19 protein-coding genes are annotated in these 24,836 nt (G+C 43.1%); 12 read left to right on the top strand and 7 right to left on the bottom strand.

All coding sequences use genetic code 11. The features are described 5' to 3' along the window. Window positions 1–495 precede the first annotated feature (495 nt). Both WG8_RS16325 and WG8_RS29550 read left to right on the top strand, forming a co-directional pair. On the top strand, window positions 496–1,980 hold the full coding sequence (locus WG8_RS16325) for a hypothetical protein (protein ID WP_007431333.1): 1,485 nt from the start codon (window positions 496–498) through the stop codon (window positions 1,978–1,980). Window positions 1,981–2,076: 96 nt separating this feature from the next. Continuing rightward, window positions 2,077–2,271 carry an IS3 family transposase gene (locus tag WG8_RS29550; protein WP_083837587.1) on the top strand — a complete coding sequence of 65 codons (195 nt, stop codon included), beginning with the start codon at window positions 2,077–2,079 and terminating at the stop codon, window positions 2,269–2,271. Between the two features lie 121 nt (window positions 2,272–2,392). On the opposite strand, the gene WG8_RS16320 is transcribed toward WG8_RS29550, so the two are convergent. Beyond that, window positions 2,393–3,637, bottom strand: a complete 1,245-nt coding sequence (locus WG8_RS16320; protein WP_007431332.1) for an acyl-CoA dehydrogenase family protein — start codon at window positions 3,635–3,637, stop codon at window positions 2,393–2,395. Window positions 3,638–3,770: 133 nt separating this feature from the next. Here WG8_RS16320 and WG8_RS29340 point away from each other — a divergent pair, with 133 nt between their 5' ends. Then, window positions 3,771–4,328 carry a TetR/AcrR family transcriptional regulator gene (locus WG8_RS29340; RefSeq protein WP_043891114.1) on the top strand — a complete coding sequence of 186 codons (558 nt, stop codon included), beginning with the start codon at window positions 3,771–3,773 and terminating at the stop codon, window positions 4,326–4,328. A gap of 156 nt (window positions 4,329–4,484) precedes the next feature. On the opposite strand, the gene WG8_RS16310 is transcribed toward WG8_RS29340, so the two are convergent. Next, complete coding sequence (locus tag WG8_RS16310; RefSeq protein ID WP_007431331.1) at window positions 4,485–5,027, bottom strand: GNAT family N-acetyltransferase; 543 nt, start codon at window positions 5,025–5,027, stop codon at window positions 4,485–4,487. 116 nt (window positions 5,028–5,143) lie between these two features. Further along, window positions 5,144–6,346: a macrolide family glycosyltransferase gene (locus tag WG8_RS16305; RefSeq protein WP_007431330.1), complete on the bottom strand. Its 1,203-nt coding sequence runs from the start codon at window positions 6,344–6,346 to the stop codon at window positions 5,144–5,146. Window positions 6,347–6,714: 368 nt separating this feature from the next. On the opposite strand from WG8_RS16305, the gene WG8_RS16300 reads away from it, so the two are divergent. The 3 genes from WG8_RS16300 to WG8_RS16290 all read left to right on the top strand — a co-directional run bounded on the left by WG8_RS16300 (window position 6,715) and on the right by WG8_RS16290 (window position 14,055). Next, window positions 6,715–8,184 carry a hypothetical protein gene (locus WG8_RS16300; RefSeq protein ID WP_007431329.1) on the top strand — a complete coding sequence of 490 codons (1,470 nt, stop codon included), beginning with the start codon at window positions 6,715–6,717 and terminating at the stop codon, window positions 8,182–8,184. Window positions 8,185–8,396: 212 nt separating this feature from the next. Beyond that, on the top strand, window positions 8,397–9,275 hold the full coding sequence (locus WG8_RS16295; RefSeq protein ID WP_007431328.1) for a hypothetical protein: 879 nt from the start codon (window positions 8,397–8,399) through the stop codon (window positions 9,273–9,275). Window positions 9,276–9,468: 193 nt separating this feature from the next. Next, a complete protein-coding gene (locus tag WG8_RS16290; RefSeq protein WP_043891113.1) occupies window positions 9,469–14,055 on the top strand; it encodes a fibronectin type III domain-containing protein in 4,587 nt (1,528 codons plus the stop codon). A gap of 50 nt (window positions 14,056–14,105) precedes the next feature. On the opposite strand, the gene WG8_RS16285 is transcribed toward WG8_RS16290, so the two are convergent. Beyond that, entirely contained in the window at window positions 14,106–14,615 is a 510-nt protein-coding gene (locus tag WG8_RS16285; protein WP_043891112.1) for a discoidin domain-containing protein, read from the bottom strand. A 570-nt stretch (window positions 14,616–15,185) separates the two neighbouring features. Between WG8_RS16285 and WG8_RS16280 the strand changes: the two genes are divergently transcribed. Further along, complete coding sequence (locus tag WG8_RS16280; RefSeq protein ID WP_007431326.1) at window positions 15,186–16,799, top strand: pectate lyase family protein; 1,614 nt, start codon at window positions 15,186–15,188, stop codon at window positions 16,797–16,799. Window positions 16,800–16,898: 99 nt separating this feature from the next. Here WG8_RS16280 and sigK read toward each other — a convergent pair whose 3' ends face one another. Next, the gene (gene sigK, locus WG8_RS16275) at window positions 16,899–17,600 is read right to left on the bottom strand and encodes an RNA polymerase sporulation sigma factor SigK (protein ID WP_007431325.1); all 702 of its coding nucleotides are present in this window, start codon (window positions 17,598–17,600) and stop codon (window positions 16,899–16,901) included. A 252-nt stretch (window positions 17,601–17,852) separates the two neighbouring features. Here sigK and WG8_RS16270 point away from each other — a divergent pair, with 252 nt between their 5' ends. Then, complete coding sequence (locus tag WG8_RS16270; RefSeq protein ID WP_007431324.1) at window positions 17,853–18,323, top strand: DUF523 domain-containing protein; 471 nt, start codon at window positions 17,853–17,855, stop codon at window positions 18,321–18,323. Window positions 18,324–18,420: 97 nt separating this feature from the next. On the opposite strand, the gene WG8_RS16265 is transcribed toward WG8_RS16270, so the two are convergent. Next, entirely contained in the window at window positions 18,421–19,170 is a 750-nt protein-coding gene (locus WG8_RS16265) for a YdcF family protein (RefSeq protein ID WP_007431323.1), read from the bottom strand. A 234-nt stretch (window positions 19,171–19,404) separates the two neighbouring features. On the opposite strand from WG8_RS16265, the gene WG8_RS16260 reads away from it, so the two are divergent. From WG8_RS16260 to WG8_RS16245, 4 genes are all read left to right on the top strand, one after another. Then, complete coding sequence (locus WG8_RS16260; RefSeq protein ID WP_007431322.1) at window positions 19,405–20,181, top strand: NAD-dependent epimerase/dehydratase family protein; 777 nt, start codon at window positions 19,405–19,407, stop codon at window positions 20,179–20,181. Window positions 20,182–20,382: 201 nt separating this feature from the next. After that, complete coding sequence (locus WG8_RS16255; RefSeq protein ID WP_007431321.1) at window positions 20,383–21,378, top strand: ABC transporter permease; 996 nt, start codon at window positions 20,383–20,385, stop codon at window positions 21,376–21,378. An 18-nt stretch (window positions 21,379–21,396) separates the two neighbouring features. Continuing rightward, on the top strand, window positions 21,397–22,290 hold the full coding sequence (locus tag WG8_RS16250; RefSeq protein WP_007431320.1) for a carbohydrate ABC transporter permease: 894 nt from the start codon (window positions 21,397–21,399) through the stop codon (window positions 22,288–22,290). A 112-nt stretch (window positions 22,291–22,402) separates the two neighbouring features. After that, window positions 22,403–23,944 (top strand): extracellular solute-binding protein, encoded by a 1,542-nt coding sequence (locus WG8_RS16245; protein ID WP_007431319.1) that lies wholly within the window; start codon window positions 22,403–22,405, stop codon window positions 23,942–23,944. A 140-nt stretch (window positions 23,945–24,084) separates the two neighbouring features. Here WG8_RS16245 and WG8_RS28595 read toward each other — a convergent pair. Further along, on the bottom strand, window positions 24,085–24,836 hold a 752-nt coding region (locus WG8_RS28595; RefSeq protein WP_007431318.1), incomplete at its 5' end, for a helix-turn-helix transcriptional regulator.

Genomic DNA, 24,836 nt, shown 5'->3' with positions numbered 1-24,836 from the left:
GATGATCACCTCTGTGGTCGCACTCTATATGAGTGCGTGGATTGAAATCTTTTCGGGGACGAAGAAGACCAAACGTTTTTTGGTCGCACTCTATATGAGTGCGTGGATTGAAATTTCACGCTACGCATTGCCTTCTTTTCTTTCTTGCGTCGCATTCTACATGGGTGCGACGCATTAAAATCGCGAGCAATTGAAGATTTTACGACTGCTTAACGTTGTTACTCCAATTAAGGGAGTCCGACGCATTTTCGCCAAGTATAGATACAAATCTATTTAAGCTGGCTCTCTATGAAATCAGGAGAGCCTCTTTCGTCGTGTTTTTATAGACAGAAAAAGAGAGACTTATCCGTAGTGATAACTCTAGTAATAAAAAAAATTGAAGAAGTATCTTCCATTAGAACCAGAATTAATTTATGATAAGGATAGACATCCTAGAATTTTCCTGCGTTTATTTAATAGCTGAATTTTTTAACACATTTGAGAGGAGATTTCAGAATGAAAAGATTCAGAAAAGTGATTTCAGTTACATTAAGTTCAATGCTCCTGCTTTCTTTTGGAATGACTGCAAACGCGAGTGCGGGCACAGAGGAGAAGACGGATCAAGCGATTCAAGCGGCTTCCAATGTACAGCTAACAACGGATAAAGAAAGTGTTATAAAACAATTAACGCGTGCGGACAAGCCTGAAAGTATCACAGATTCGGTGTATACTCTTACAGAAAATATCAACTTGGCGACACCGCAGAAATCTGAGTTGAAAAAGAGAGTTACCCCTTCGCTCAAAGCTAGTTCAAAATCTGCTGTATCAGCTAAAGCCGCAGCGACCGTAGCGACTGCGTCCACCGCTACATATTCCGGCACGATTACGGAAGAGGGAGGCACACAGTTTTTATATCCGATCTATTTGCAGCCGGGTGAATTGTTGCAGGTTCAGTTGGATGGTCCGTTTTCAGCACAGCTTGATTATGACTTATACTTATATGAGTTTGATATGACGACAGGTGATATTAATTCAAATCCAATAGACGTCTCCAACTACGGGACTTATGTTAACAATTATGAACAAGGAGCTGCATCCCTTCCCGAAAACGTAGGAGCTCGCAATACAACCGGGGCCAATAAGGCTTATGCGATTGCAGTCCATGCCAAGAAGGGATCTAGCATTAATGACCCTTTCTATTTAACTGTAGCCGTAAGCTCCAACTACGATGCCTATGAGCCGGATGACAGTGCCTTTCATGCATATAATTTTACCGTTAACGACAAAGGCTCCTCGATTAACTTTCGTACCATCCATTCCGGTATAGATAACGATTGGTATCAGGTTACAGTACCGGCAAGCCGTAATTATGATGCATTAAATGTAAAGCTGGATAACACCTCGGAAAGCTATGGGTACAAAGCGGAAGTATATGCAGCCCTCACTGGCAACCAAATGGTGCTTCTACCGCAAACCAATCATAATGTTACTCTAAATACAGGAACATACTACGTACGAGTGTACAGCACAAGTCAGTATTCAGCCGATCATTTGTATACATTAGCGATCAATCCGGTGCTTCGGGCTGGCAAAATCGAAATTACCGGCTATAACTCCAATGGTTATTATGATTATCCAACGTATTCTTATGGTCGTCATTATCGCATTAATGGAGGTAGTAACCTGATTGTGAATGGTGTCGTTAAAACTACGGATGGTCAACTGGTTCCCAATGCTCCTGTCACGGTCGTGTGGCTGGATAAGAACTGGAGCGAGGGTAGTGGTAACCGTACCAGAACGGCTTCTACGTATACGAATAATAACGGGACATTCAGTGTGACTCTTGCCCTCCCGCAATCGACAGGAAAAAATGTGGAATATATAAGTGAAATTGGCTCCACGCACTACTATGATCTTACAGGAGTAGCGGCTCAGGTCGATGGAACTTCGATTAGTACAACGGATATTGTTTATCTTTTTGCTTACAGCTTGCGAAATTAACACCTATTTTAATGTGATATGCTCCCTTTGCGGTAGACAGGTGAAATAATAAAACCTGCTACTGTGAGGGGAGCTTTTTTATGACTAGAGGAAAATATGAGACATGTCATGATGTCCATTTACGAGAAAGTTGAGCGTATCTTTGGATATCGTCAATTAACGCTACATTTGCGAAGCCAAACGAGAAAAACGATAAACATCGAGGCCTACATCCATTTTTACAGCAACGAACGGTTACAAGCAAAACTAAACGGCCTCAGTCCGATGGAATACAGGACCAAGACCGCCTAATTCATTTTATTATTTGTATTGTCTACTTGACGGGTTCAGTTCAGACTTAGACGACCGCTGTTTATATTTGTACTAATGTTCCTCGTTAGCTGAATGGGCGCTTGGTGCTGATCACTGACAGTCACTCGTTATTTTTTAAAAACGGCGCTGCACTTATTGTCATTACATTTTGTGGGGGTAAACCCATTAGTATTCTTCCGTATAACTCCAGTCCAGTGGATGCCGTAGTCAGCGCATGATTGGACCCGCCTCTAATGTCCCGGAATATTTGAGACAATCGATTAGAATCGGCAATGACACTTCCTCCGCTTTCTGCCATTAGCATATCTACTGCCTCCCAGCACAACATGGCTGCATACGTTATATCCGTCTGGATTTGTGCAAATTCCTTTAAACTGAATTTTTCTCCACTTTGTACATGATGCTCTAAATTATCAATCGTGCGACTGATATGAAGATGAGCTGATTCGACCTTCATAGCCGCAAGTCCTACTTTATACTGAATATGTCCAACTTCTGCTTGAGAAGTATGGGTTGTCATCGTAATCCCCTTACTAGGTGCTTTTTCAACAAAATACTCCACTGCCCCTCTGGCAAGTCCGAGAATAGCGCTTATTCCAGTTGTTATGCTAGTAATAACCTGTACATAAGGTTTATATCTGTCACGTCCTGTTAATTCTACGGGCAAAGAATTCACCTGACTCAGGCCTTGGGTTGTTACATATTTTTCTGTAATAAACACATTTTTTATCTCTAAACTATTACTTGCGGAGCCTTTTAAACTCATTGTATACCAATCATCTACAATTGTTATTTCACTCATCGGAACAACTGCTAACAGCATCTCAGGAGTTTCTTGCATGGACTTTACGTCCTTCAAATTTAACAATGCATGAGTCGCATGTTTAGAACCCGAACCGAACCCCCAAAATCCATCCTCTACCAAATAACCTCCGTCCACTTTTTTTACGACCGCTTTACGTGCCTGTAAAACAGAACAAAAACGTACTTCCTCTTTCTGGTCAAAGATTGAATTTAATACTTCGGAAGGTAAAGCAAATGATACATTATAGTTATTTCCGTTTATGATTTGAACGGCCCAACCAACAGAACCATTCCCCTTTGCCACTTCCGAAATAATTTCGACCATTGCACGGATACTGACTTCATGACCTCCATATTTTTTCGGTGTACCAAGCTTAAATAAGCCAGCATCCGAGACTTTTTGAATAACCTCATCAGGAATATGTCTTTCTTCATCAATTCTGTTTGCAAACTTTTGAAGAAAAGGAACTAACTCTGTAGCATTCTTGAGTAATTGTAGTTCACTCGCAGTGAGTTGATTTTCTGTACTTAAACTGGTCATTGGTATCTCTCCTTAATTCTACAAATGTATATTTAATATGTTTTTGTAAAATATATAATATAATGTATAATAACCTGCATCAAACGATAAAATCATGGATGTGTCGAAAAACGATACAGAAAGAGGAATTTGTATGGATAATAAAACAAACGATGACCTCCGGGTTAGAAGAACACATAAACTTCTTTACAGTGCTTTATTAGATTTAATGGAAAAACAGCCCTTTGAAAATATTACGGTGAAGCAGATATGTGATTTAGCCATGGTGCATCGAACCACGTTCTATACTCATTTTAATGACAAGTTTGATTTACTTTCACGTGCTTTAAGACAAATTGCCGACGATGAATTAAACTTCGTTGATACTTTCATTTCTCCATCTGAAGCTATTAAGGAAGTATTTTCTGTAGCAATTAAACATAAAAAGCTGTTTTCACAGCTTCTATCGGAAGAAAGGGATTCTCTGAGAAATCTGTTGCGAAGAGAAATGGGAGTAGGCATACATAAGTATTTGGTTGAAAATACTTCATTGGAAGGAAACTCCATTGATATACAAATTGCTATAGAGGCCCATATTGGAGCAGTTCTCGGAGTGTTGAATTGGTGGATTGAGAATAATATGCCTATTGATAAAGAAGACATATATAAAAAGTTAGATATATTAACAAAATTGAATAGCAGGGACCATTAAAGAAGAGTTTATCGAGACAAAATAATCCCCAAATAAAATAAAACCTCCCAATATGAGCATTTAATCAATACTGCTCCTAATGAGAGGTTTTAAACAATCAACTGACGTATCCCGTTAACTGAGCCATCAATCATCGATTATTATCACTTTGGGAAACTAGATATCCTCTGACGGATTGATAATCGCCAGAACCTGATGATCTTCCCACTTTCCGTTGATTTTTACGTTGCTTCGAGAGATGCCTTCTTTGTGAAAGCCAGCCTTTTCAAGCACACGGATTGATCCTGGATTCCGAGGAGAGGCTTCCCCGACGATCCGATGAAACTTTAGCTCATCGAAAGCGTAGCGAACCACCTGCTTCACCGCCTCCGTGGTATAGCCCTTGCCGTTATAAGCTTGGTCCAGGCTGTATCCGATCATACAGTTCTGAAGCGGTCCCCTGACCACAAAAGATAGATCTATGCTGCCTATAATTCGACCGTCCTCCTTGTGGCATACCACGAAGGAATATTTCCGGTCCTCTATCCTATCGGCCTTGCTCTTAATAATCTTCTGGAGCTGGTGCTCCTCCGTATAGTGCTTCTCTAGGCTGCTTGGTGAAAACTTATCAAAGAACTCCCGATTGCGCTTGTACATTGCTGTCAATTCTGCGGCGTCTGCCTCTTCGGAGAATCGGACGTATACTTGCTGCTCCGACATCTGCACCATCCTTCCAAACCATGATATTGAGAAAATTATATCACAGGATGAAGAGTCGGAAATTGATTTGATGAGTGATGCATATCAGGATCATTTTTTATTAAAAAATTTATATTTTAGATATGATATTGGCTTTTAAATTCGAAAATCTCATCAACAGCTTGATGATATCCACCTGATTTTTGAAAGGATTCCCTAATATTTGCGACAGAGTTCCTGAAAGATGAGAGGCTTAACACATGATCTACGGCTTCACGTAGTTGATTTGCAGTCAAGCTTTGCATTTGTAAGTTAATGCCTGCTCCGATATTGGCGACTTGTCCCGCAATGATCGGCTGATCCGCGCTTTGTGGGATTACAATTAGCGGAACCCCGTAATAGAGACCTTCATGGGTACTGTTCATTCCACCATGTGTAATAAATAATTTAGTGTATTGCAGTACATCAGTTTGTGGAACATAATTTTTTACGATGAAGTTTTTGGGGATTTCCCCTAAATCAGTAATTTGGGTTTTATTCCCAATAGACATGACAATAGTATGATCCGTGTTTCCCAATGCATCAAAACAAAGCTTATAGAAATCAATTGCTTGGTTAAAGACTGTACCCAGTGAAATGTAAATGGGGTTTTTCCCCTTGATTGCAGTTAAGTCGAAGTTTTCTTGAATTAATCGTGAAGAGATGGATGGACCTACAAATTTATAAGTTTGGTCGAATGCTTCTCCATAAGGTTGAAACTCCCTGGTTGTATAAACGATTGTAAGTGGTGCAGGATTACAAAACACTTCGTAAGGAGAATGGATCTCCACATCATATTTTTCCTTTGCCATAACCGTCAGGCTTTGAAATTTATCGTTTATAGGTTTAACTATTTCTGTAGGGACTTGTATAGAAAATTGTTGCAACATTTTATCGAATGATACTTTTGTCTGCGCAAAAGAAGTACAGGAGTTGATTGCAGGAAGCTTAAGAATCTGAGCAAGTAAACGTCCACAACCAAACATGGAATCATGAATGATGTAATCAAAATGTTCTCCTTTGATCTGTTCAAGAACACTTGGTATCACTATATCTGCCGTAAGTAAAAGACCGTTGATTCTTTCGAGTAAATAATCTCTTCCACCGGAGATAAAGGCTTTTATAAATTTTTGATCGTCAAATGTTCGTACTGAAGCTCCCGTCTTCTCAATACGCTCCCGAAAAGCTTCTATAGAAAAGTACACCACCTCTTCTCCACGCGAAATAAGCTCTTGCACAACTCCAATCGTTGGATTGATATGTCCCTCTGATCCACCATTAATAAATAAAGCACGCGCCATTTCCACCACTCCTTAGGTATACTGTTCTCTAAATTGTGTAAGAGTAAGGGGCACTGTCCCCTACGTTTGCTCGAATCAATTAATGGAATCCAGTTTATCATAGTACAATTCTTGAAAATTACAAAACTTTAATAGCTATATTTTTCCTTCTCCCTGCCAGTTAGTTGAGAAAACAACATACGATTTAATAGTCGATATGCCGCCCTCTAATAGTCTTGTTTTCATAGATTATAAACAAATAATGTTTTGCATAATATATTCCAATAGAACCAATGATGTTTTATGATAGAGCCATACAGCCTAGAAATCGCCCTGGTATATCCGGGGAAAAGCAGGAATTCCTAAACCATTTGAGAGGGGATTTCAGTATGAAGAGGTTCAAAAAGGCTATTGCAGTTATGTTAAGTACGATGCTTTTGTTTGCTTTCGGGATGACTGCGAATGCGAGTCAAGGCACAGAGGCTGCATCGGATCAAGCGATTAGAGCGAAGTCCGAGGTTCATCTAACAACTGCAAATGAAGACGTAATTAAACATTTAACGCGGGTAGACAAGCCAGACAGTGTTACGTCTTCGGTTTATGTATTGCAGGAAAATCTCAACTTTAAGACACCAGAGACAACCTCATTGAAAAAGGAGACCGTTTCTTCGCTGAAAGCAAGCCCAATGGCTGCATTAGCCACAGCTTCCTCTGCTACGTATTCCGGTACAATTACGCAAGAGGGAGGCTTACAGTTTTTATATCCAATCTATTTACAACCAGGTGAAATGTTGCAAGCTCAGTTGGATGGTCCATTTTCAGCACAGCTTGATTATGACTTATACTTATATGAATTTGATATGACCACAGGTGATATTAATCCTAATGCCATTGACGCTTCCACCTATGGTACTTATTTTAACAATTATGACCAGGGGGCTGCATCACTTCCTGAGAACGTAGGAACCCGCAACGCTGCCGGTTATGAAAAGGCATACGCGATTGCTGTCCATGCCAAAAAGGGATCCAGCATCAATGATCCTTTCTATCTAACTGTCGAAACAAGTTCTAGTTATGATGTCTATGAGCCGGATGAGAGTGCTTTTCATGCCTATAACTTTACTTTTAGTACGGGGGGATCATCGCTTAATTCTCGTTCCATTCATTCAGGCATTGATAACGATTGGTATCAAATCACAATCCCTGCCAACCGCAATTATGATGCTTTGAATGTAAAGCTGGATAACACTTCAGAAAGCTATGGATACAAAGCAGAAGTTTACGGAGCCCTTACTGGCAACCAAATGGTGCTTCTTTCGCAAACGAATCACAATGTGTCTTTGAATACAGGAACCTACTATGTACGAGTATATACAACCAAACAGTATTCACCCGACCATTTATATACACTTACACTCAAACCGGTGCTTCGGGCTGGAAAAATTGAAATTACTGGCTATGATTCCAGCAATGGTCCTAATGATTATCCGAGCTACTCATATGGTCGTCATTATCGGGTTGATCAACGCACTAACCTTACCGTGAAGGGTGTCGTTAAGACAACTGACGGTTATGCAGTGGCAAATGCGCCAGTGGATGTAACCTGGTTGAACCAGAATTGGACTGAAGGCAGCGGAAATCGCACTCGTACAGGTACTGGTTATACGGATCAAAATGGAGCTTTTAGTGTGACCCTTTCCCTGCCATCTTCAACTGGAAGTATTGCGGAATACCTGCCTGGACCAATCAGTTTTACACATTACTATGATCTTTCAGGGGTAGCTGCTCAAGTGTCAGGTACTTCGATTATAGACACAGATATTGTATATCACTTTGCCTATAGTGTTTATGGCGGGTGATGGATGGGTTCATAAAGAAATCACCACAATAACTTGTTAGTTGAATATTTTATATTTAAATCCAAGGTAGCTTTTTTCAATATTTGTTCATTTTAGGACAAAGCATATATTCATTCCATATATGCTTTGTCCGATATATATACAAACAGGGTTACATTACATTATACATACGCCTTAGATTGCCTGTTACAAACATGACAGGAGGAAATAGGATGAATTTTGGGCCTCTTAGAGCACAACAAGCAGTTCTTAACTCTAGTAGCTTACGGATAAATCCGGCAAGCAAGCAAGCCTCATCCCCCCAGTTGCATGAAGAAAAACTCTCTGGAGTGGTTGTTCAAGACACTGTGGAGATTAGTGAAGCCGGCAGACAACTGGCCGAAGGAGCTATTGTGTCACATGCTGCCAAGTATTTTGGTACAACACAGATCAATGATTCATTAAACCGGGTTTTGGAAGGTCAACCAGAAGAAGTGTCCAATGCAGTGTACAATATGATTCAATCCAATTTTATCGTCGACGGGACGGTAACGGATGAGAATCAGCGAGCGGTGTTGCTGGAGATGGGAGTTTCCCAATCCAAGTATATTGCAGATCATTACATGGAAGGCGATAAGGCCAAAGAATTTTTGGAAACCATGAACCAGATAGCTGGAATTGCTTTGACACGATCCATTGATTCAGAGACCGGAGATATTAGCTACACGACTCCAGCAGATCGCCCGTTAGGTGCTCCTGAGGATTATGTCAAGCTGTCGGAAGTAATGAAGCAGGCGGACCCTCAACAATATGCGGCATTCATGAATGACATTAAAGGTGGAGGCAACGGACTGAGCCAACTGTTAAGCTTTGCGCAAAAGGTCCCTCAAAACCCCGAGTGGATTAACAAATACAAGGAACGTACGGGACAGACTGAAGAACTGTTAAATAACACACAGTTAAAAAATCGGTTTGACAAAGCTGATACAACTTCGGCTTCTGCATTTATGAACAGCATGCAAACTCTACTGAAGGAAGCTTCCGCTACTCAGGACTCTTATATGCAGAATATGCGGGGATTTTTTCGGAACTTGGGTGTTAAGGTAGATTAAAACCTTCAAATAATTTTACAGTTCTGTTTACATCCTGCTAGGAACAAAGTATAATAGCTTCAAAACATACTCGTGATATTGAGGAAGCACCTCAAACTTAGGCATTAACGCCTTCGTTTGAGGTGCTTTTTCTATTTTAGCCGAAGCGAGTCTGTAAAGCTCTTTGAAAATAAAATAAAGTAAGGAGAAGTGTATGCATCGAAAAAATAAGCGAAAGGTAAGGAAGTATAGCAAGTGGGTGTATGGATTTTTGGCTGTACTACTCCTGTTAACGATGATTCCTACATTTCCGGAAAGGGTATCAGCCGCTACCCAAGAGATCATCGGCGGTCCTTTTTGCCAAAACAATTTGCCGGGTGGGGGCGACAGTTGGGGCACTCCGTCAGGAAGCGGGGGAGGAGCAACGGAAGTTTACAGCGGCATGGGTTCGGCAAGATACAAATGTGATGGCAGTGTGCAGCCAACCAATCGTTTTGTTGATATTGGAAGGTCTATTAAGACTGTTGATTACAGGATTTTTGTTTACATTGAAGGGTCTTATCATACAGAAATATATGCATCTAATACTGCAGGGGGGAGCAGCTGGAGACCTGACGGGACGAATTTATATACATGGACTAATGTAACGAAATTCTATGCTAATAGCTTTTATCAAGGAAAATGGGTGGAGATTACTGACTCTATTACATTAAGAGATATTCGGTATTTTAGAGCCATGGGGTACAATCAGCAGACAAGTAATGAAATATCCAGGTTTGGCATCCGTCTCATTCCCAGATCGGACCTGATGCCTACACCGCCCCGGATTCATGCAGGGGCAGAGGGGCAGGCGGTTACAGGCTGGACCAAAGAACCTATAACTGTTTGGATCAACGGAGACGTGGCGCCTGAAGGGCTAAAATACTATGAATATAGCCTGAATGGAGGAGCATTCCATCCATACACAGGACCCTTTACTGTATATGACCATGGCGTAAATACGATCTATGCCCGGACAGTGGACGTAAATAACCAGTACAGTGGCCTTTCCTCCGGGAAGGTACGAATAGACAAGATGCCGCCAACTCCGCCCATCATCAGCGCAACGGGAACCAGTAATGACTATGCCATTTCATTGCAGCCAGGAACAGATGATTATTCTGGACTGGCTCATACTCAATTTCGTATGACGGGCGTTGTGAATCAGGATTGGCAAGACTATACTGGAGTGTTTCATGTGAATAAAGATGGCAAAAGCACGATTTATGCACGGTCTATAGATAGCGTTGGTAATATGAGCCAAGAAGTAAGCAAAGAAGTCATCATTGATAAAAAGGGGCCGACTGCTCCAGTCATCCGGGCTAGTGAGGCAGGTCCAACGGCCCATGATGTGAATATTGCCATTGATTCAGGAAGTGATCCTGCAAACGGAATTAAGATGACACAGTATCGCCTGAGTCCGGCAGGGGAGTGGAAAACATATTTTGGCGCTTTTACATTAACTGCTGAAGGGAATTACGAATTGTCAGCACGGACTATCAATAACCTTGACGTACCTAGTCCAATCGCGACTCAATCGGTCATAATAGATCGAACCAAGCCAACGCCTCCAGAAATTACATTTTCCGAGGTAACGATACCGACCCGCTATACCAACAAGCCAGTGCAATTTGCTTTATCAGGTGCGACGGATATTGCTGCAGTACATTATGAATATCAATGGGGTTCTGGCGGCTATGTGCCTGGATCATCGGGAATATTAAATCGCTCCGGAATCGTAGAAGTGACTGCTCAAGCTGTAGATGCAGCTGGAAATCGAAGTGATCCGGTGTCGGCAACGTCTTATATTGATTTGGAACCCCCGACGATCCAGTTGACGCCGGATTCGCGTGAATGGAAGGATTCGAGTATTGATGTGGAGATACGATATGCCGACCAGCATTCGGGGATCGAACCAGCAACAATGCAGTATAGAATCACAAACAGTCCTGATTCACCCGAAAATTGGGATACAGCAGCCAATACGGCAATCCGGTTGAATCTTTTAAATGAAGGTGAATGGTATGTTCATGCCAAGGTCAAAGACCGGGCGGGTAACGTTTCTCAAACGGTCAGCGGTGCACTTCGCATTCAAAAGCAGCCCGAGCCGGTTGTGCTCTCAGCGACATCCATACGAAACACAGAGGTCGATTTACAATGGACTCTTCCATCCGGCTTTAATGATGGTTACGTCTATACCATCCGTAATCTAACAACCCAAGAGGTTTGGGAGGTTGCGCATCCGACAAATTCTTTTACCGACAAAGGGCTACGAGGAGGACGACAATACGAATATGAAGTGCGTGTAAGTAATCATGTAGGAGGCAATGCATATTCCAATCGAGTCCGTATTTTAACGCTACCTGATGCGCCCGATCATATCCGGTTAAAAGCTGTCTCCCATCATCCAGCAGAAATCATAGCTGATTTTACCCCAGTTGCTTCTGCTAACAAATATAATATGATAGCAACGGACGTAAGTACGGGAGAAGTCATATTTAGAGATACAGTTACACAGGATGTTTATAATCCAATTACGGGAATGAAACCTGGTAAATATTATGATGTTTCTGTATCAGCTATGAATGACACTGGAGAGGGGGCGGCAAAGCATGTATCTTTTTTAAGCCTGCCAGACAGCCCAGCCGGATTCCAAAATGTAACTGTAAGAGAAGATGGAGTCGAATTGAAATGGAATGATGTAGTCACAGCCACATACTACGCCCTAGAACGAGACAACGTATCGGTTTATAACGATGTGTATACGGAATTCACAGATACTGATCTTCAGGCGGGAACAGAGTATAATTATCGTATTTCGGCTGAAAATACAACGGGATTCGGAGATTATGCTCACCTGGGAGTCATCACATTACCGGCTCGGGTAACTACGCTGGCGAGTGTGACGAAGGATGTATATTCCGTCGGTGTAGCGTGGCAAGATGTGCAGGGGGCTGACGGTTACATTTTGAACGTGAACGATGAACCGAATATGCGGGTTCCCCGAGGTATCCATTCTTATACTTTTGAAGGCTTGCCAGCGGGGAGGTCTGCAAGTATTCGAATTCGGGCCTACAATCGGAGTGGTATAAGTCAAGATGCGACTATCAATGAATTGACACTACCTGTTTCGGCAGTACAGCTTGCAGCAGTAGATGTTGGGGAGCATGAGGCTACATTGAAATGGGACCCGGTTGATGGAGCAACTCAATATAAGGTAACGATCAACGATCAAGATTATTACAGCACTGAGCCATTTGTAGCTGTATCTGGATTAGAAGGTGGGAAAAACTACAATTATCAAGTGAGCAGCGGTAATAGTAGTGGTTTCAGTCAGCCAGCGTGGGGTGAGTTGCTGACACTTCCGCCTCAGGTGCAAAATGTCAAAGTTGCAGAACTCGGGAATGGCCAGATTTCGCTGAGCTGGAATGAAACTAAGAGTGCTTATGAATATGCTGTAATCCGCAGAGATACCGGTGAAGTCTTAGACACCAGAGATGCCTATATTAAGCTCTCAGGTATCCAACCCGGTATGATTTACTCGTTTGGCATTCAAGCAATGAATACGAGCGGTGCAGGTGACATAGCTCCCTTTACGTATCGTGCGTTGCCAGATGAAATACCAGACAATAAGTTAATTATAAAAGGCATAACAGATACGAATCTGGTTGTTACATGGAAAGAAGCTCCAGGGGCAGACGCTTACAATGTATACCAAAATGGGGTACTTATCGGTCATACAGACCATCATGAGTTCGAAATAGACGGATTAGACAGTTCTACAGTGTATCTTATTACCGTCAACCCAGTTAACACGAGTGGTGAAGGTAAGCCGACAGGAGCTGAAGTAGAAACGCTGCCGTCTCCAGATTTCAAATTGTTGAAGACGGAAACGACGAATAATGAGTTTATCATCCATTGGGAGTCAGAGCATAAAAATGATATTTTCGTGCTAACCAGTGAAGGAGGAACAGAACTATACCGTGGTAAGGAGCGAAGCTTTATCTGGAGACAACTCAGAGAGAAACAGTTGTATACAGTTCAACTCTGGGCAGAAAACAGTCAAGGAAAACACACAGAGGCAAAGCAGGTGAACGGTAAAACAACGGGGAATCCTGTGGACACAGGTGGCGGAGCAGGAGGTGCGGGGGGTGCAAAACCGATTCAGCCTGTTGTGAAGGAGCAGATAGAAACAAAGTTCATTCAATCCCCGTCAGTTGAAACGAAGTCCAATCATTTTAGTGACATTGATCGGGTATTTAATAGAGATAAAATAAATGCACTTGCTGATTTGGGTGTCGTGAAGGGGATGACCCCCACACTTTTTGAGCCGAACAGACCTGTAACACGAATGGAGTTCACTTCGATGCTTGTCCGTTCATTGAAATTACCGCTCGAAACGGATGTAACTTTAGGCTTCGAGGATATCAATCCATCAGCGTGGTATGTTGATTCACTCAAAACGGCGATTAAAGATCAGGTCGCTCGCGGGTTTAGCGACAGAGAATTTGGCCCGGATCGGGTCATAAACCGTGAGCAGGCGGCTAAAATGGTGAATAACGTTATCAAGGCTACACCACAACATGAAAGCAGCGTATACTCAGATACCTCTCAAATTGTGGAGTGGGCCAGAAAGGATGTTCTTGGTCTAACTGAAATTAATTTAGTACAAGGGTATCCGGATGGAAGTTTCCGTGCCAAACAGGAGGTCACACGTGCGGAAGCGGCTGAAATGATTTATAATATGCTGCAAATGAAATAGAATGAATCAAGGGGCGGCGTTGGCCGGCCCCTTTTTTTTGTGTACTGACCTTATTCTGCAATAGCGGGGTTTAAATTGGACGATCTGTAGGCAGGAACACCATTGATTAGGGCGGTTCTTAACTCAATATATCGTATACCATAATATGAGGTTGAACTATTCAGCCCTGATGAAAGTACAGTGATTTTATAATATTGAAAAGGAATCTCATTACTAAATTGGTAGGTTGTTTTTGCAGTAGTTGGCAAAGTCTCGACTTGGCCTAATCTAAACCAATTTTCTCCGTCGTTAGAGCCATGAAAAGAGAATGAAAGAATAAAGGCTCTGAAAGTTGGCTGAGCCAAAAGGATATCATTAATCGTTTTGCCTTCATCTAATTTGAAGATAATTTCTCCACCTTTGCCACTTAAGCTGCTTTCCCAATAGAGATTATTATCGACTAAAACATTTTTCGGAAAGGTATTTTTGGAATCTCCGTTGGTTGAAACATTTTCCTCTGCAATAACGACAGGATTCATGAAAAAAGAGTAATTTTCTGGATTTTGATTGAATTTTGTCATGCTGGATTTCCTCCATTAGTTAAATTCTTTAGTTTGTTAAGAACGCTGTTATATATTTATTGAATCTCTAAATGTATTCCTTGATCATGAAATACATATTATGACCACCTGAATATACAAGGTAATATGCCAGCAGCAGATGGAGATGATCGTCTTCATAGCTCCAATTGAAAGGAATCTAAACCCGGGTTAGATATGGCACCTCATTGTTTTTTACTTGCATACGAGCACAAAGCTGTGTATACACAATTCTTGTTTGGATACTATTCATGACGACACATACAGTATAAGTAAAAATGGCATATTCTTAACATCCATATGGAACAGTAATTGCCTCGTGCGACAAGCTTTTTTGTTTTTCTAAAATGAATAGTAATTACAATATTGCAAATAGAATATCATTAAGGAAAATTTATCTAATCACAATCTTTGAATATGCCGATATTTCATCTAACACCCCGAAGAAGTAATTGGTTTGCAATCAGAGTTCTTATCTTTATGGAGGTGATTCTAAGGGCTGATAAATGAAGATAATCCGAAAAAAAAGTAAATTGAATGGAGGCGTATTATATGTTGAAAAAGAGCAAGGGTATTAAGCGTGGAGCATTACTGTTATCTATTATTGTATTCATTAACCTGATTTCATTTTTATCTTTCACAGAAGCTTCAAATGCAGCAGACTCGTATCCTTACCAGGCCATGAGAATAGAAAATGTCAATAAAGGCTGGAATCTTAATATATTGGGTTACCAGAACAATTCGGAAGTCAATGTGTGGCCGACGAGAGGGGAAAGCAATGAAAGATGGAAATTTTCTACGGCAGACGGAGTATATTTTAAATTGACCAACGAAAGAACAGGACTGCTGCTTTCTCCTTTAAATTGGTCGGTCACTGAGGGCAACCCATGTGTACTGTATCAGGATTCCAACAGGGATGAGCAACTATGGAGAATCATTGGTGTGGACAAAGATGTGAATGGTGATGATCTAACCTATCGAATTGTCAACAAGGCTAACAGCAATATGGCGCTTATGCTTAATCTTGGCACGGGCAAAACCATGCTTGGGACTTATAAAGGAAACTCCACACATAAGTGGAAATTGGTTTCCGATGGACTGATTGGCTTTGCCGGACATGCTAAAGATTTGAATGGAAAAGACAAAACAGGAACCATTGGGGGACTACTAGGTAAAACTGTATTTGTAAATACACTTGCCGAGCTCAAGGAAGCCTTGCTTGATAAAAATCCGCTTACCATTGTGATCTCCAGTAATATAGACAATGCCAATTCAGAAACCTACGATCTGAGAATAGCATCCAATAAAACCATCATCGGCTCTTATGCTGCCAACAGACTCACCGATCCACGCCTGAGAACGGATGATTATTTTAAAAAAGAAGACGTAAGCAATAATATTATTATAAAGAATATCAATGTAGAGGTTAAAAATCGAAGAGATGTAGTAGCGATTGCGATCTATGGTTCACGGAATGTTTGGATTGATCACAGTACCTTTAGATCAAGTTTGGGTCTCGACAAGGATGAGGTGGGTAAATTTGTTTGGGTTAATACCAGTACTTATACTAATACCGATCCCGACTACGTTACGCTGTCATACAACAAATTTTCTAACCGCTATTGGACGGTAGCCTTCGGCACCACGTCCTCATTAATCAAAAATAACGCCACGGTCATGTTAAATTATTTTGACTCCTGTGTACGGAGAACGCCTCAGTCTGGCAATGGCCGTCTGCATGTACTGAACAATTTAATTCAAAGAACACTGTCAAGTCGAGATGATGCCGGTTATGCTTCCATCATCGGTGGTGAGGGCGCACACGTTTACTCCGATTCCAATCGCTTTGACAATTTTAAGAAAGCATCCAGCGGATACTGGGATACAGAGATCACCATTGACCCTAAAGCTTTTGTAAAAGATGTGGGCTCCTATACCAATAAAGGAGAAGTATCCCCGGTTGACAAGCCTTATACATTGCCCGCTCCCAATGGAGCAGCAACCTCCTTCGATCCAGGTTCAAAATATAGCTACCCGATTATAAAAGCCTATGATGCCGACGGAAATGATGTAAAAAGATTCAATATGGATTATACGGGGGCAGTTAATCATGCTTCCGCTCTAAAATATATACACTTTCCCGAATTTCAAAAATATCTGAAGTAAGATGAACGAGCACTTCTACTCTCCGTGTTAGATATACAAGATGCCGTATGTATTGCCTGTTTCCGATACGAAAGCTGGAAACAGGCTGTTTTCGATCCATTATCCCTTTTGCTTGTAAAATTCATGGTACAACTTCATCAGCGCACGCTTTTCAATCCGTGACACATACGAACGCGAAATCCCGAGCTCTCGGGCAATTTCCCGCTGTGTCCGTTCCTCTCCTCCGGCTTCAAGGCCGAATCGGCCAATCACTACTTCTTTTTCGCGCTCATCCAAAATATCCAGGTTGCGATAGATTTTACTCTTTTCGATTTTAAGCTGTACCTTATCTACTATATCGTCTGTATCGGTGCCCAGGATATCAATTAAAGTAATTTCATTGCCCTCTTTGTCCGTCCCTATAGGATCATGGAGAGATACGTCTTTGCGTGTTTTTTTCAGAGATCTTAAATGCATCAGAATTTCATTTTCTATACAGCGAGCTGCAAATGTTGCCAGCTTTGTGCCTTTTCCAGTCTGAAAGCTTTCGATGGCCTTAATCAGTCCGATGGTGCCGATGGATATGAGGTCCTCCAAATCTTCGCCTGTATTATCAAATTTTTTCACAATATGGGCCACCAGCCGCAGGTTGTGCTCAATGAGCGTGTTACGCGAATGCGCATTGCCTTCGGCGAACAGCTTTAGGTGTCGTGCTTCCTCTTTCTCGGTTAATGGCTGCGGAAAGGCGTTGTTTTTCACGTAAGAGACGAGTAACGTCAATTCCTTGATGAACAGAGCTATAGCGCTAAATAGTCCGGGCACGGATGACACCTCCTGAGGTAGTTGCGAACTTACCAGCCTTTGTTACTCACCGGGCTTGCGGTCTGTTTATTGTATGTGGGCAGGTGCCCATCCGTGCCTGTACTCCTGAAACTGCTGCATAACAATTTATGGATTTTCTTATCTGAGTACATTGCTGAAGTTTAATTTTTGTGCAATGACGCTATGAGAAAATTTGATTATACTTAAACTGCTTAAGCAGCGAAGAGCGCAATAGATTCGAGGAGGAAACTAATGATTTTAGTCAGTTCGTGTTTGGCAGGCATGAAGGTGCGGTATAACGGAACGGACAGCCTGGATGTACATATTCAGAAGTTGGTAGAGGAAAAGAAGGCTATGACGATTTGTCCTGAGCTGTTGGGGGGCTTTATGACTCCGAGAGAGCCTGCCGAAATTATTGGGGGGACGGGAGAGGATGTGCTGAACGGTACAGCCAAGGTGGTCGAATTCTCGGGCAACGATGTCAGTGATATGTACATTAGAGGTGCACACGAAGCTTTAAGCATAGCTAGAGAGATTAACGCAACCCTAATCGTTTTAAAAGAAAACAGTCCGTCCTGCGGATCAGCAGCTATCTATAATGGGGCGTTTGAAAACCGTAAAATAGCGGGTAATGGAGTAACCTCGGCTTTGCTAAAAAAAGAAGGCTTTAAGGTGATATCGGAAGAACAAATATCGGAAATCTTTTTGCATGAGGATATGTAAGGGAAAATCAAGCGTCTTGACAGCTTACAGGCTAATACACCTGCGAGCGCAAGACGCTTGTTTGTGCTGTGTGCCACTATACTATATGGACAGCACATTATTTAAGCTTTAATGCCAAAACTCCTAGATATTCCTTAAGGGCTGTTGCTGTTGTAGACATGGCTCCGGCAGACGGCGAGAGCTTGGGGGCATACAGTGACAGATTTTCACTCGCCAGATAATCGGTCGGATAAGGTGTGACCTGCATGCCTGCACGCTGAAATTCCAGTGCAGCACGTGGCATATGGAAAGCGGAGGTCACCAGTATGGGTTTTGTGAGCTGATGCTGTTTCAAAATTTGAGCTGTAAAAGCGGCATTTTGCTGTGTGTTCAAGGAACGGTTTTCGATCAGGATATCCTGGGCCGGAATACCGAGTCCGAGAAGCTGCCTTTGCGCAATATCCGCTTCATTACCACTGTCGCCAAACACTTGCCCGCCGGAAAAAAGAATGGGTAAGCCTGTTGCTTCGTGCAACCGGGCCGCAGTGAGTAGCCGATTGGCCGCAGAGCCCAGCAGATTGCCTTGGCCATTGATGTCCGGTGTTCCTTCTGTGGCTCCGCCTCCCAGCACGACAATGACATCCCCTTGAACGGTGCGAGGCTGTGGATACTGCTTTTCCAGACTGCTGATTAGCAAATCTCCAACCCAATTGGTGGAGGAAGCATATAGCAGCAATGTGACCACGAGCAGCACGACAGCAGGTTTACGTGAACGTTGCCACAGCCAGACTACAAGCCCAGCCATGATGAGAATAAACAAACCGGGAGGGAGCACGAAGCTGTACAAAAATTTGATGATATAAATCAAGTGCAGACAACCTCCTATCCTTATAAGCTCTATCTTTCTTTTTGGTATATTGTAACATAGGCAAATACATGGATTCCTCTGCTCAAAGACCGCGCAGGAGTCATAGCTAAGTCAGCCATGGTCCCGGTTGATTAACTCATTCAATTTGTTGAAGGGGTTTCCTCCCTGGGGTGTTGGTTAAGATTAAGATATGGATGACAGCATGCAACCTAACAAAGAAAGGAGCAGCAGACCATGTCACGCAAATTGTTGATTACAGGAGCGGCGGGTACAATTGGGAAAGTATTGTATGAAGGGCTGAAGCGTGAAGGAAAATATGAAATCACCGCAGCTGACTTGAAGAGGGATGAAGAGGCTGGAATTGTCGAAATGGACATACATGATGTCGCACGGCTGGATGAGCTGACACGCGGGGTGGATACGGTGCTGCATTTTGCATGGATCAAGGATGAAGGGGATTTCCTCGGCAAAGTACTGTCTGGCAATGTAAGCGGAGCCTATAAGCTGTATGAAGCGGCGATACAAAATGGGGTAAAGCGTATTATTTTCGCCAGCTCCAATCATGCGACAGGATTTTATAAAGTGGGTGAGATCATCGATGTGGAAGACCCCTACCGACCGGACAGTTTTTATGGCTTGAGTAAGTGCTACATTGAGCTGTTGGGCCGATTGTATGCTGATCAGGGTAAAATATCCTCATTTAACATTCGTATTGGCAATTTCCCCGGGGATGATCGACCTCATTCGGAGCGTGCCGCGCATATTTGGATCTCCGAACGCGATATGCTCCATCTGACCGTTTGCTGTATTGAGGCCCGCTCGGAGCTGGGCTATCTTAATTTGTACGGCACATCCGCCAACACGGATAATTATTATGACATCGGATACCTGGAAGAGCTAATCGGGTATAAGCCGCAGGATAATGCCGCTGGGCTGCTGGAGCAGGCGAAGATGACCGGATTTCGGGTGAAACAGGACGAGACCGCTTTTCAGGGTGGACAAAAGGAATAGAGTGAGGCGCCTATCTGGCGCCCTATATTACACAATACTTCACAAATATCCGAATTGTTCACTACTTGGGACACTCCTTTGTTCACGAAGCATGCAAGGATTCACTTTCCATTTTGAATGCGCTTACATAAAATAGGGTCATACGACGGCGGTGCCAAACCATGCTGTCGGTAAACATATACAGAGGGGGAGTGACTCACATTGAATCAACCTTTACCTAAGAGTTCCGCTATGCTTGCCACAGATTCCCATCTGGACGAGAGGAGGCTGGCAAGCGGCAGGAAAAAAGGATTTTTCCATGAATTGATCCGTAATCGGATATTATTTCTGATGCTGCTGCCGACCTTGGTGTTTTTCTTCATTAACTCTTACATTCCAATGGTGGGCATCTATTATGCATTTACCCAGTTTGACTTCAATACCAGCTTGTTCGATGCCAAGTTTGTCGGACTTCAGAATTTTCAATTTCTATGGCAATCCGGCACGCTGACGAAGTTGACATTGAATACGGTCGGATACAACGCAGCATTTATCTTATTGGGCAACGTATTAGCGATTGTTCTCGCTATTTTGCTGAATGAGCTGCGGGGGCGTTACTTTAAAAAGATCGCTCAATCCGTGATGTTCCTGCCTTATTTTGTTTCTTTCGTTATTCTGAGCGTTATCGTGTATAACATATTTAATTATGATAATGGCTTTCTGAATACGCTGCTGCTGCAACTCGGCGGTGAACGTGTGGATGTATACAACAAACCGTGGGTGTGGATTTTCCTGATTATCCTGTTCTATCTGTGGAAAAATCTCGGTTACAGCATGGTAATCTACCTGGCAGCGATAACGGGGATCAGTGACGAATATTATGAGGCGGCAAAAATGGACGGTGCCAACATTTTTCAGCGAATCTGGTACATTACTGTTCCTATGCTCAAATCGACGTTCGTCGTGCTGCTGCTGTTTGCGCTCGGCAGTATTATGAAAGGACAATTCGATCTTTTTTATCAATTAATCGGCAACAATGGGGTGCTGTACAATACGACGGATATTTTGGACACTTATGTGTACCGTTCGTTGAAAGTAACCTTTGACGTGGGTATGGCTTCGGCCGCAGGCGTGTATCAGTCCTTGTTCGGCTTTGTACTGATCATGACCGTGAACTATATCATCCGCAAGCTGAACGACGAATACGCCTTATTCTAGAAAGGAGGACCCAAACGGATGGCGATCAAAGAGGATGCATACACTCGACTTTTTAAAATAATCTCTTATGCGATCATCATTATTGCTTCTATTGCTTGTTTGCTCCCGTTTTTACTTATTATTTCGGCCTCACTGACCAGTAATGAGTCGATTATCAGGGATGGATATCACTTTATACCACAGCAATTCTCGCTGGAAGGATACCGGACGGTGTTCACCTTTCCAGAAGAGGTGCTGCGGGCATACGGAGTGACAATTTTTACCACTGTCGTAGGCACGACGCTCGGCCTGTTCCTGATGACGATGGCAGGCTATGTACTGGCACGCAAAGATTTTAAATACCGGAACGCATTTTCATTTTATATTTACTTTACGACGCTGTTCGGGGGCGGGCTAGTACCCTGGTACATTATGCTGACGAAGTATTTAGGGCTGCTAGATACGTATACGGTGCTTATTTTCCCGGGATTAATGACTCCGTTTCTGATCATTTTGATGAAGAACTTCATTCGTTCCTCCATGCCGGAAGAGCTGTTCGAGTCCGCTAAAATTGACGGTGCGGGTGATTTTAAAATCTACTATCGGATTGTGCTGCCTTTATCTACGCCGGGCATTGCCACTGTAGGACTGTTTTTGGCCCTGGCTTACTGGAATGACTGGTTCTCATCTTCACTCTTTATTAATGATCCGCATAAATACCAATTGCAATATTATTTGTATAATGTAATCAACTCCATGCAATTTATTGCCCAAATGGGGGCAGGTACCGGCGTATCTCTCTCCAACGACATGCCGACCGAGTCGACCAAAATGGCAATGGCTATCGTGGTTACCGGGCCCATTTTACTGCTGTATCCGTTCATTCAGCGTTACTTTGTCAAGGGCCTGACCATTGGTGCGGTAAAAGGCTAAGATGGCATTCATGGACTGGGATGGCATGACGTGCCGACGTTGTGCCATCTTAAGCAGCACTTTTTGTAAGCGTTTTATTTAAACAGACAGCCATTTCAAAAGGAGGATTCACATGACATTTACAAAGAAAAGAAAACAACGCATGTCCATCCTGATTGCAGCAATGGTCATCATGGCGCTATTGGCCGGATGCGGAGGCGGTAGCGGGAACAGCGCGCAAAAGGCAAGCGGAGAGGATGATAAATCCCAAAAAGTACAGCTGCAATTTTATATGCTGGGTGATGCTCCAAAGGATCTGCCAGCCGTTGAAGCTGAGATCAATAAAATGGCGGAAAAAGATCTGAATGCCACCGTCAAATTTAACTATACGACGTGGACGGACTGGGACCAGAAGTATAAGCTGCTGTTGTCTTCCGGTCAGCCGATTGACCTGATCTTCACTGCAGACTGGACGCAGTATCAGGCCTATGCTAAGAAAGGCGCGTTCCTTCCGCTTGATGATTTGCTCCCGAAGGCCGCGCCTGCCCTGCAAAAATTTGTGCCCCAGGACATGTGGGATGGCGTTAAAATCGGAGGTAAAATTTACACCGTGCCCGGCACATACAAGGAGTATGTAACCAACGGATTTGTATGGCGTGAGGATTTACGCGAGAAGTATAACCTGCCTAAGCCTACGGATATCAAGAGCTACGAGGCTTATATGGATGGTATCCGCCAGCATGAGCCTAATATGAAGCCGGTCTCTCTGAACAGTGATATTAAAGGGAACCTGCATGATCGCTATTCCGAATTGGTAACCAAAAGTGTGGGAGCTCTGCCATATGGCATCGGTATCAAGTATGAAAAACCAACAGAGGTTTACAAGTATTGGGGATCGGATGAGCAGAAAGAAGAGCTGAATACCTACAAACGCTGGGCTGAAAAAGGATTCATTCCTAAGAATGTACTTAACGTAAAGGATACGCTTCAGGATCAAGTGACTTCCGGTAAAGCTGCGAGTATTTTCGGTGACAATCCTACCCGGTTTAATGATATGGTCATTAAGCTCAAAGCGTCTCACCCGGACTGGAAGCTCGAATATTATCCGTTCCCGCTGACGACGGGGTTTGCAACTCCGGTACATCCGATTCATAACGGCTTTGCGATTCCAAAAAGCAGTCCTAATCCGGCGCGCGCATTGGCCTTTTATGAAAAGCTTGTGACAGACAAACGCTACAACCTGCTCACACAATACGGCATTGAAGGCAAGAACTATGAAGTCAAAGATGGTTACTATCAATTGATAGGTAATGGCAGCACGAACGGTTTTTCACGGGAAGGCATGAACAGCTGGGCTTGGCGTAATCCGGAGTACATGCTGTTTGATTCAGGCTTTGACCGTGTGAAGAAGATTTTTGCCGAGCTGGATAAAATCCAGAAGCCTGATCTGTTTACTGGCTTTGCAGAGGATTATACAACCTATCAAGCTGAAAAAGCGGCCTTGGAGCAGGTTGAGAAGCAATATCTGTATCCGCTCCAAGCTGGATTGATTGACAATGTGGATCAAGGTTTGCAGACCTTCATGCAAAAGGCAAACCAAGCTGGCCTGGAGAAAATCCAGACGGAATATACCAAACAATGGGAAGCCTACGTGAAGGAGAAGGGCATTAAATAGTTTGGCAAGGTGAGCGAGATTTCAAAAGTTGTTGTGATAGCAAGAAGAAAAGCAAGTCTCCAGAAAGTTGGAGGCTTGCTTTTTTGATATCAGACGTTCCGTTCTCGGAGCGGTAGTATAGAGCGTCTAACTATGCCCACTTATTGTGCATTCGCTTTAGAACGACGGAAATCTGTTGGCGTTACGCCCAAACTGCGCTTGAACATGCGGTGAAAATAAGAGCTGCTCGCAAATCCGGTTTGCTCTGCCACGTCAGCCACCGACCAGTCGGTCTGCTCCAGCAGCTCACAGGCTTTGCGAATGCGCAGCTGATGAATGACGTCTACGATGGTGGACATCGTTTGTTGCTTATATAGCCTGCTGACATAGATCGGCGACATATCCAGCTCTTCCGCAATCTGATTGAGACAAAAGTCGGGATCAGCATAAGCTTGCTCAATTCGCTCATTAATTTGTCGTACCAGTCGTTCCTGCTTCGTATTTCGTTTATCCGCCAGACTAGAGCGAACATGATCAAAGACCAGTTGGTAATGCTCTATAAGATCCACTGCGGTCTCTAATCGATCCGGGGATGGTAATTCAGGCTTGGATTCCACTGCAAATCCATTGCGCTCGCTCATATGCCGAACGGCATTATTGACACTCATGATGAGCCGGGATATCGCTACCTTAACGGTGGAAAACGGATATTCCTCCATCTGCATCAGCAAATCTTTCAACATGCTGTGAGCATCCTCGGTATGACCGGATAGCAGCGTATCGAGCATTTTCTTTTCCTTATCCGCCGGGTATACGTAAGTATTCTGCACATCTTCGTCTGTTGTGTTCTGTGCGTTAATAATGCAGCCATGGCCGCGAAAGAATCGGTGCATAGATGCTTCCTGCACCTGAC

The organism is Paenibacillus sp. Aloe-11, from assembly GCF_000245715.1.
Taxonomy (GTDB): Bacteria; Bacillota; Bacilli; order Paenibacillales; family Paenibacillaceae; genus Paenibacillus; species Paenibacillus kribbensis.
This window is presented reverse-complemented; position numbering and strand designations above follow the sequence as displayed.

What these genes read in the sequence shown, in the direction of transcription:
- WG8_RS16325 (WP_007431333.1), top strand. Translation starts at nt 496, where the DNA reads ATGAAAAGATTCAGAAAAGTGATTTCAGTTACATTAAGTTCAATGCTC.
- WG8_RS29550 (WP_083837587.1), top strand. Translation starts at nt 2,077, where the DNA reads ATGAGACATGTCATGATGTCCATTTACGAGAAAGTTGAGCGTATCTTT.
- WG8_RS16320 (WP_007431332.1), bottom strand. Translation starts at nt 3,637, where the DNA reads ATGACCAGTTTAAGTACAGAAAATCAACTCACTGCGAGTGAACTACAA.
- WG8_RS29340 (WP_043891114.1), top strand. Translation starts at nt 3,771, where the DNA reads ATGGATAATAAAACAAACGATGACCTCCGGGTTAGAAGAACACATAAA.
- WG8_RS16310 (WP_007431331.1), bottom strand. Translation starts at nt 5,027, where the DNA reads ATGTCGGAGCAGCAAGTATACGTCCGATTCTCCGAAGAGGCAGACGCC.
- WG8_RS16305 (WP_007431330.1), bottom strand. Translation starts at nt 6,346, where the DNA reads ATGGCGCGTGCTTTATTTATTAATGGTGGATCAGAGGGACATATCAAT.
- WG8_RS16300 (WP_007431329.1), top strand. Translation starts at nt 6,715, where the DNA reads ATGAAGAGGTTCAAAAAGGCTATTGCAGTTATGTTAAGTACGATGCTT.
- WG8_RS16295 (WP_007431328.1), top strand. Translation starts at nt 8,397, where the DNA reads ATGAATTTTGGGCCTCTTAGAGCACAACAAGCAGTTCTTAACTCTAGT.
- WG8_RS16290 (WP_043891113.1), top strand. Translation starts at nt 9,469, where the DNA reads ATGCATCGAAAAAATAAGCGAAAGGTAAGGAAGTATAGCAAGTGGGTG.
- WG8_RS16285 (WP_043891112.1), bottom strand. Translation starts at nt 14,615, where the DNA reads ATGACAAAATTCAATCAAAATCCAGAAAATTACTCTTTTTTCATGAAT.
- WG8_RS16280 (WP_007431326.1), top strand. Translation starts at nt 15,186, where the DNA reads ATGTTGAAAAAGAGCAAGGGTATTAAGCGTGGAGCATTACTGTTATCT.
- WG8_RS16270 (WP_007431324.1), top strand. Translation starts at nt 17,853, where the DNA reads ATGATTTTAGTCAGTTCGTGTTTGGCAGGCATGAAGGTGCGGTATAAC.
- WG8_RS16260 (WP_007431322.1), top strand. Translation starts at nt 19,405, where the DNA reads ATGTCACGCAAATTGTTGATTACAGGAGCGGCGGGTACAATTGGGAAA.
- WG8_RS16250 (WP_007431320.1), top strand. Translation starts at nt 21,397, where the DNA reads ATGGCGATCAAAGAGGATGCATACACTCGACTTTTTAAAATAATCTCT.
- WG8_RS16245 (WP_007431319.1), top strand. Translation starts at nt 22,403, where the DNA reads ATGACATTTACAAAGAAAAGAAAACAACGCATGTCCATCCTGATTGCA.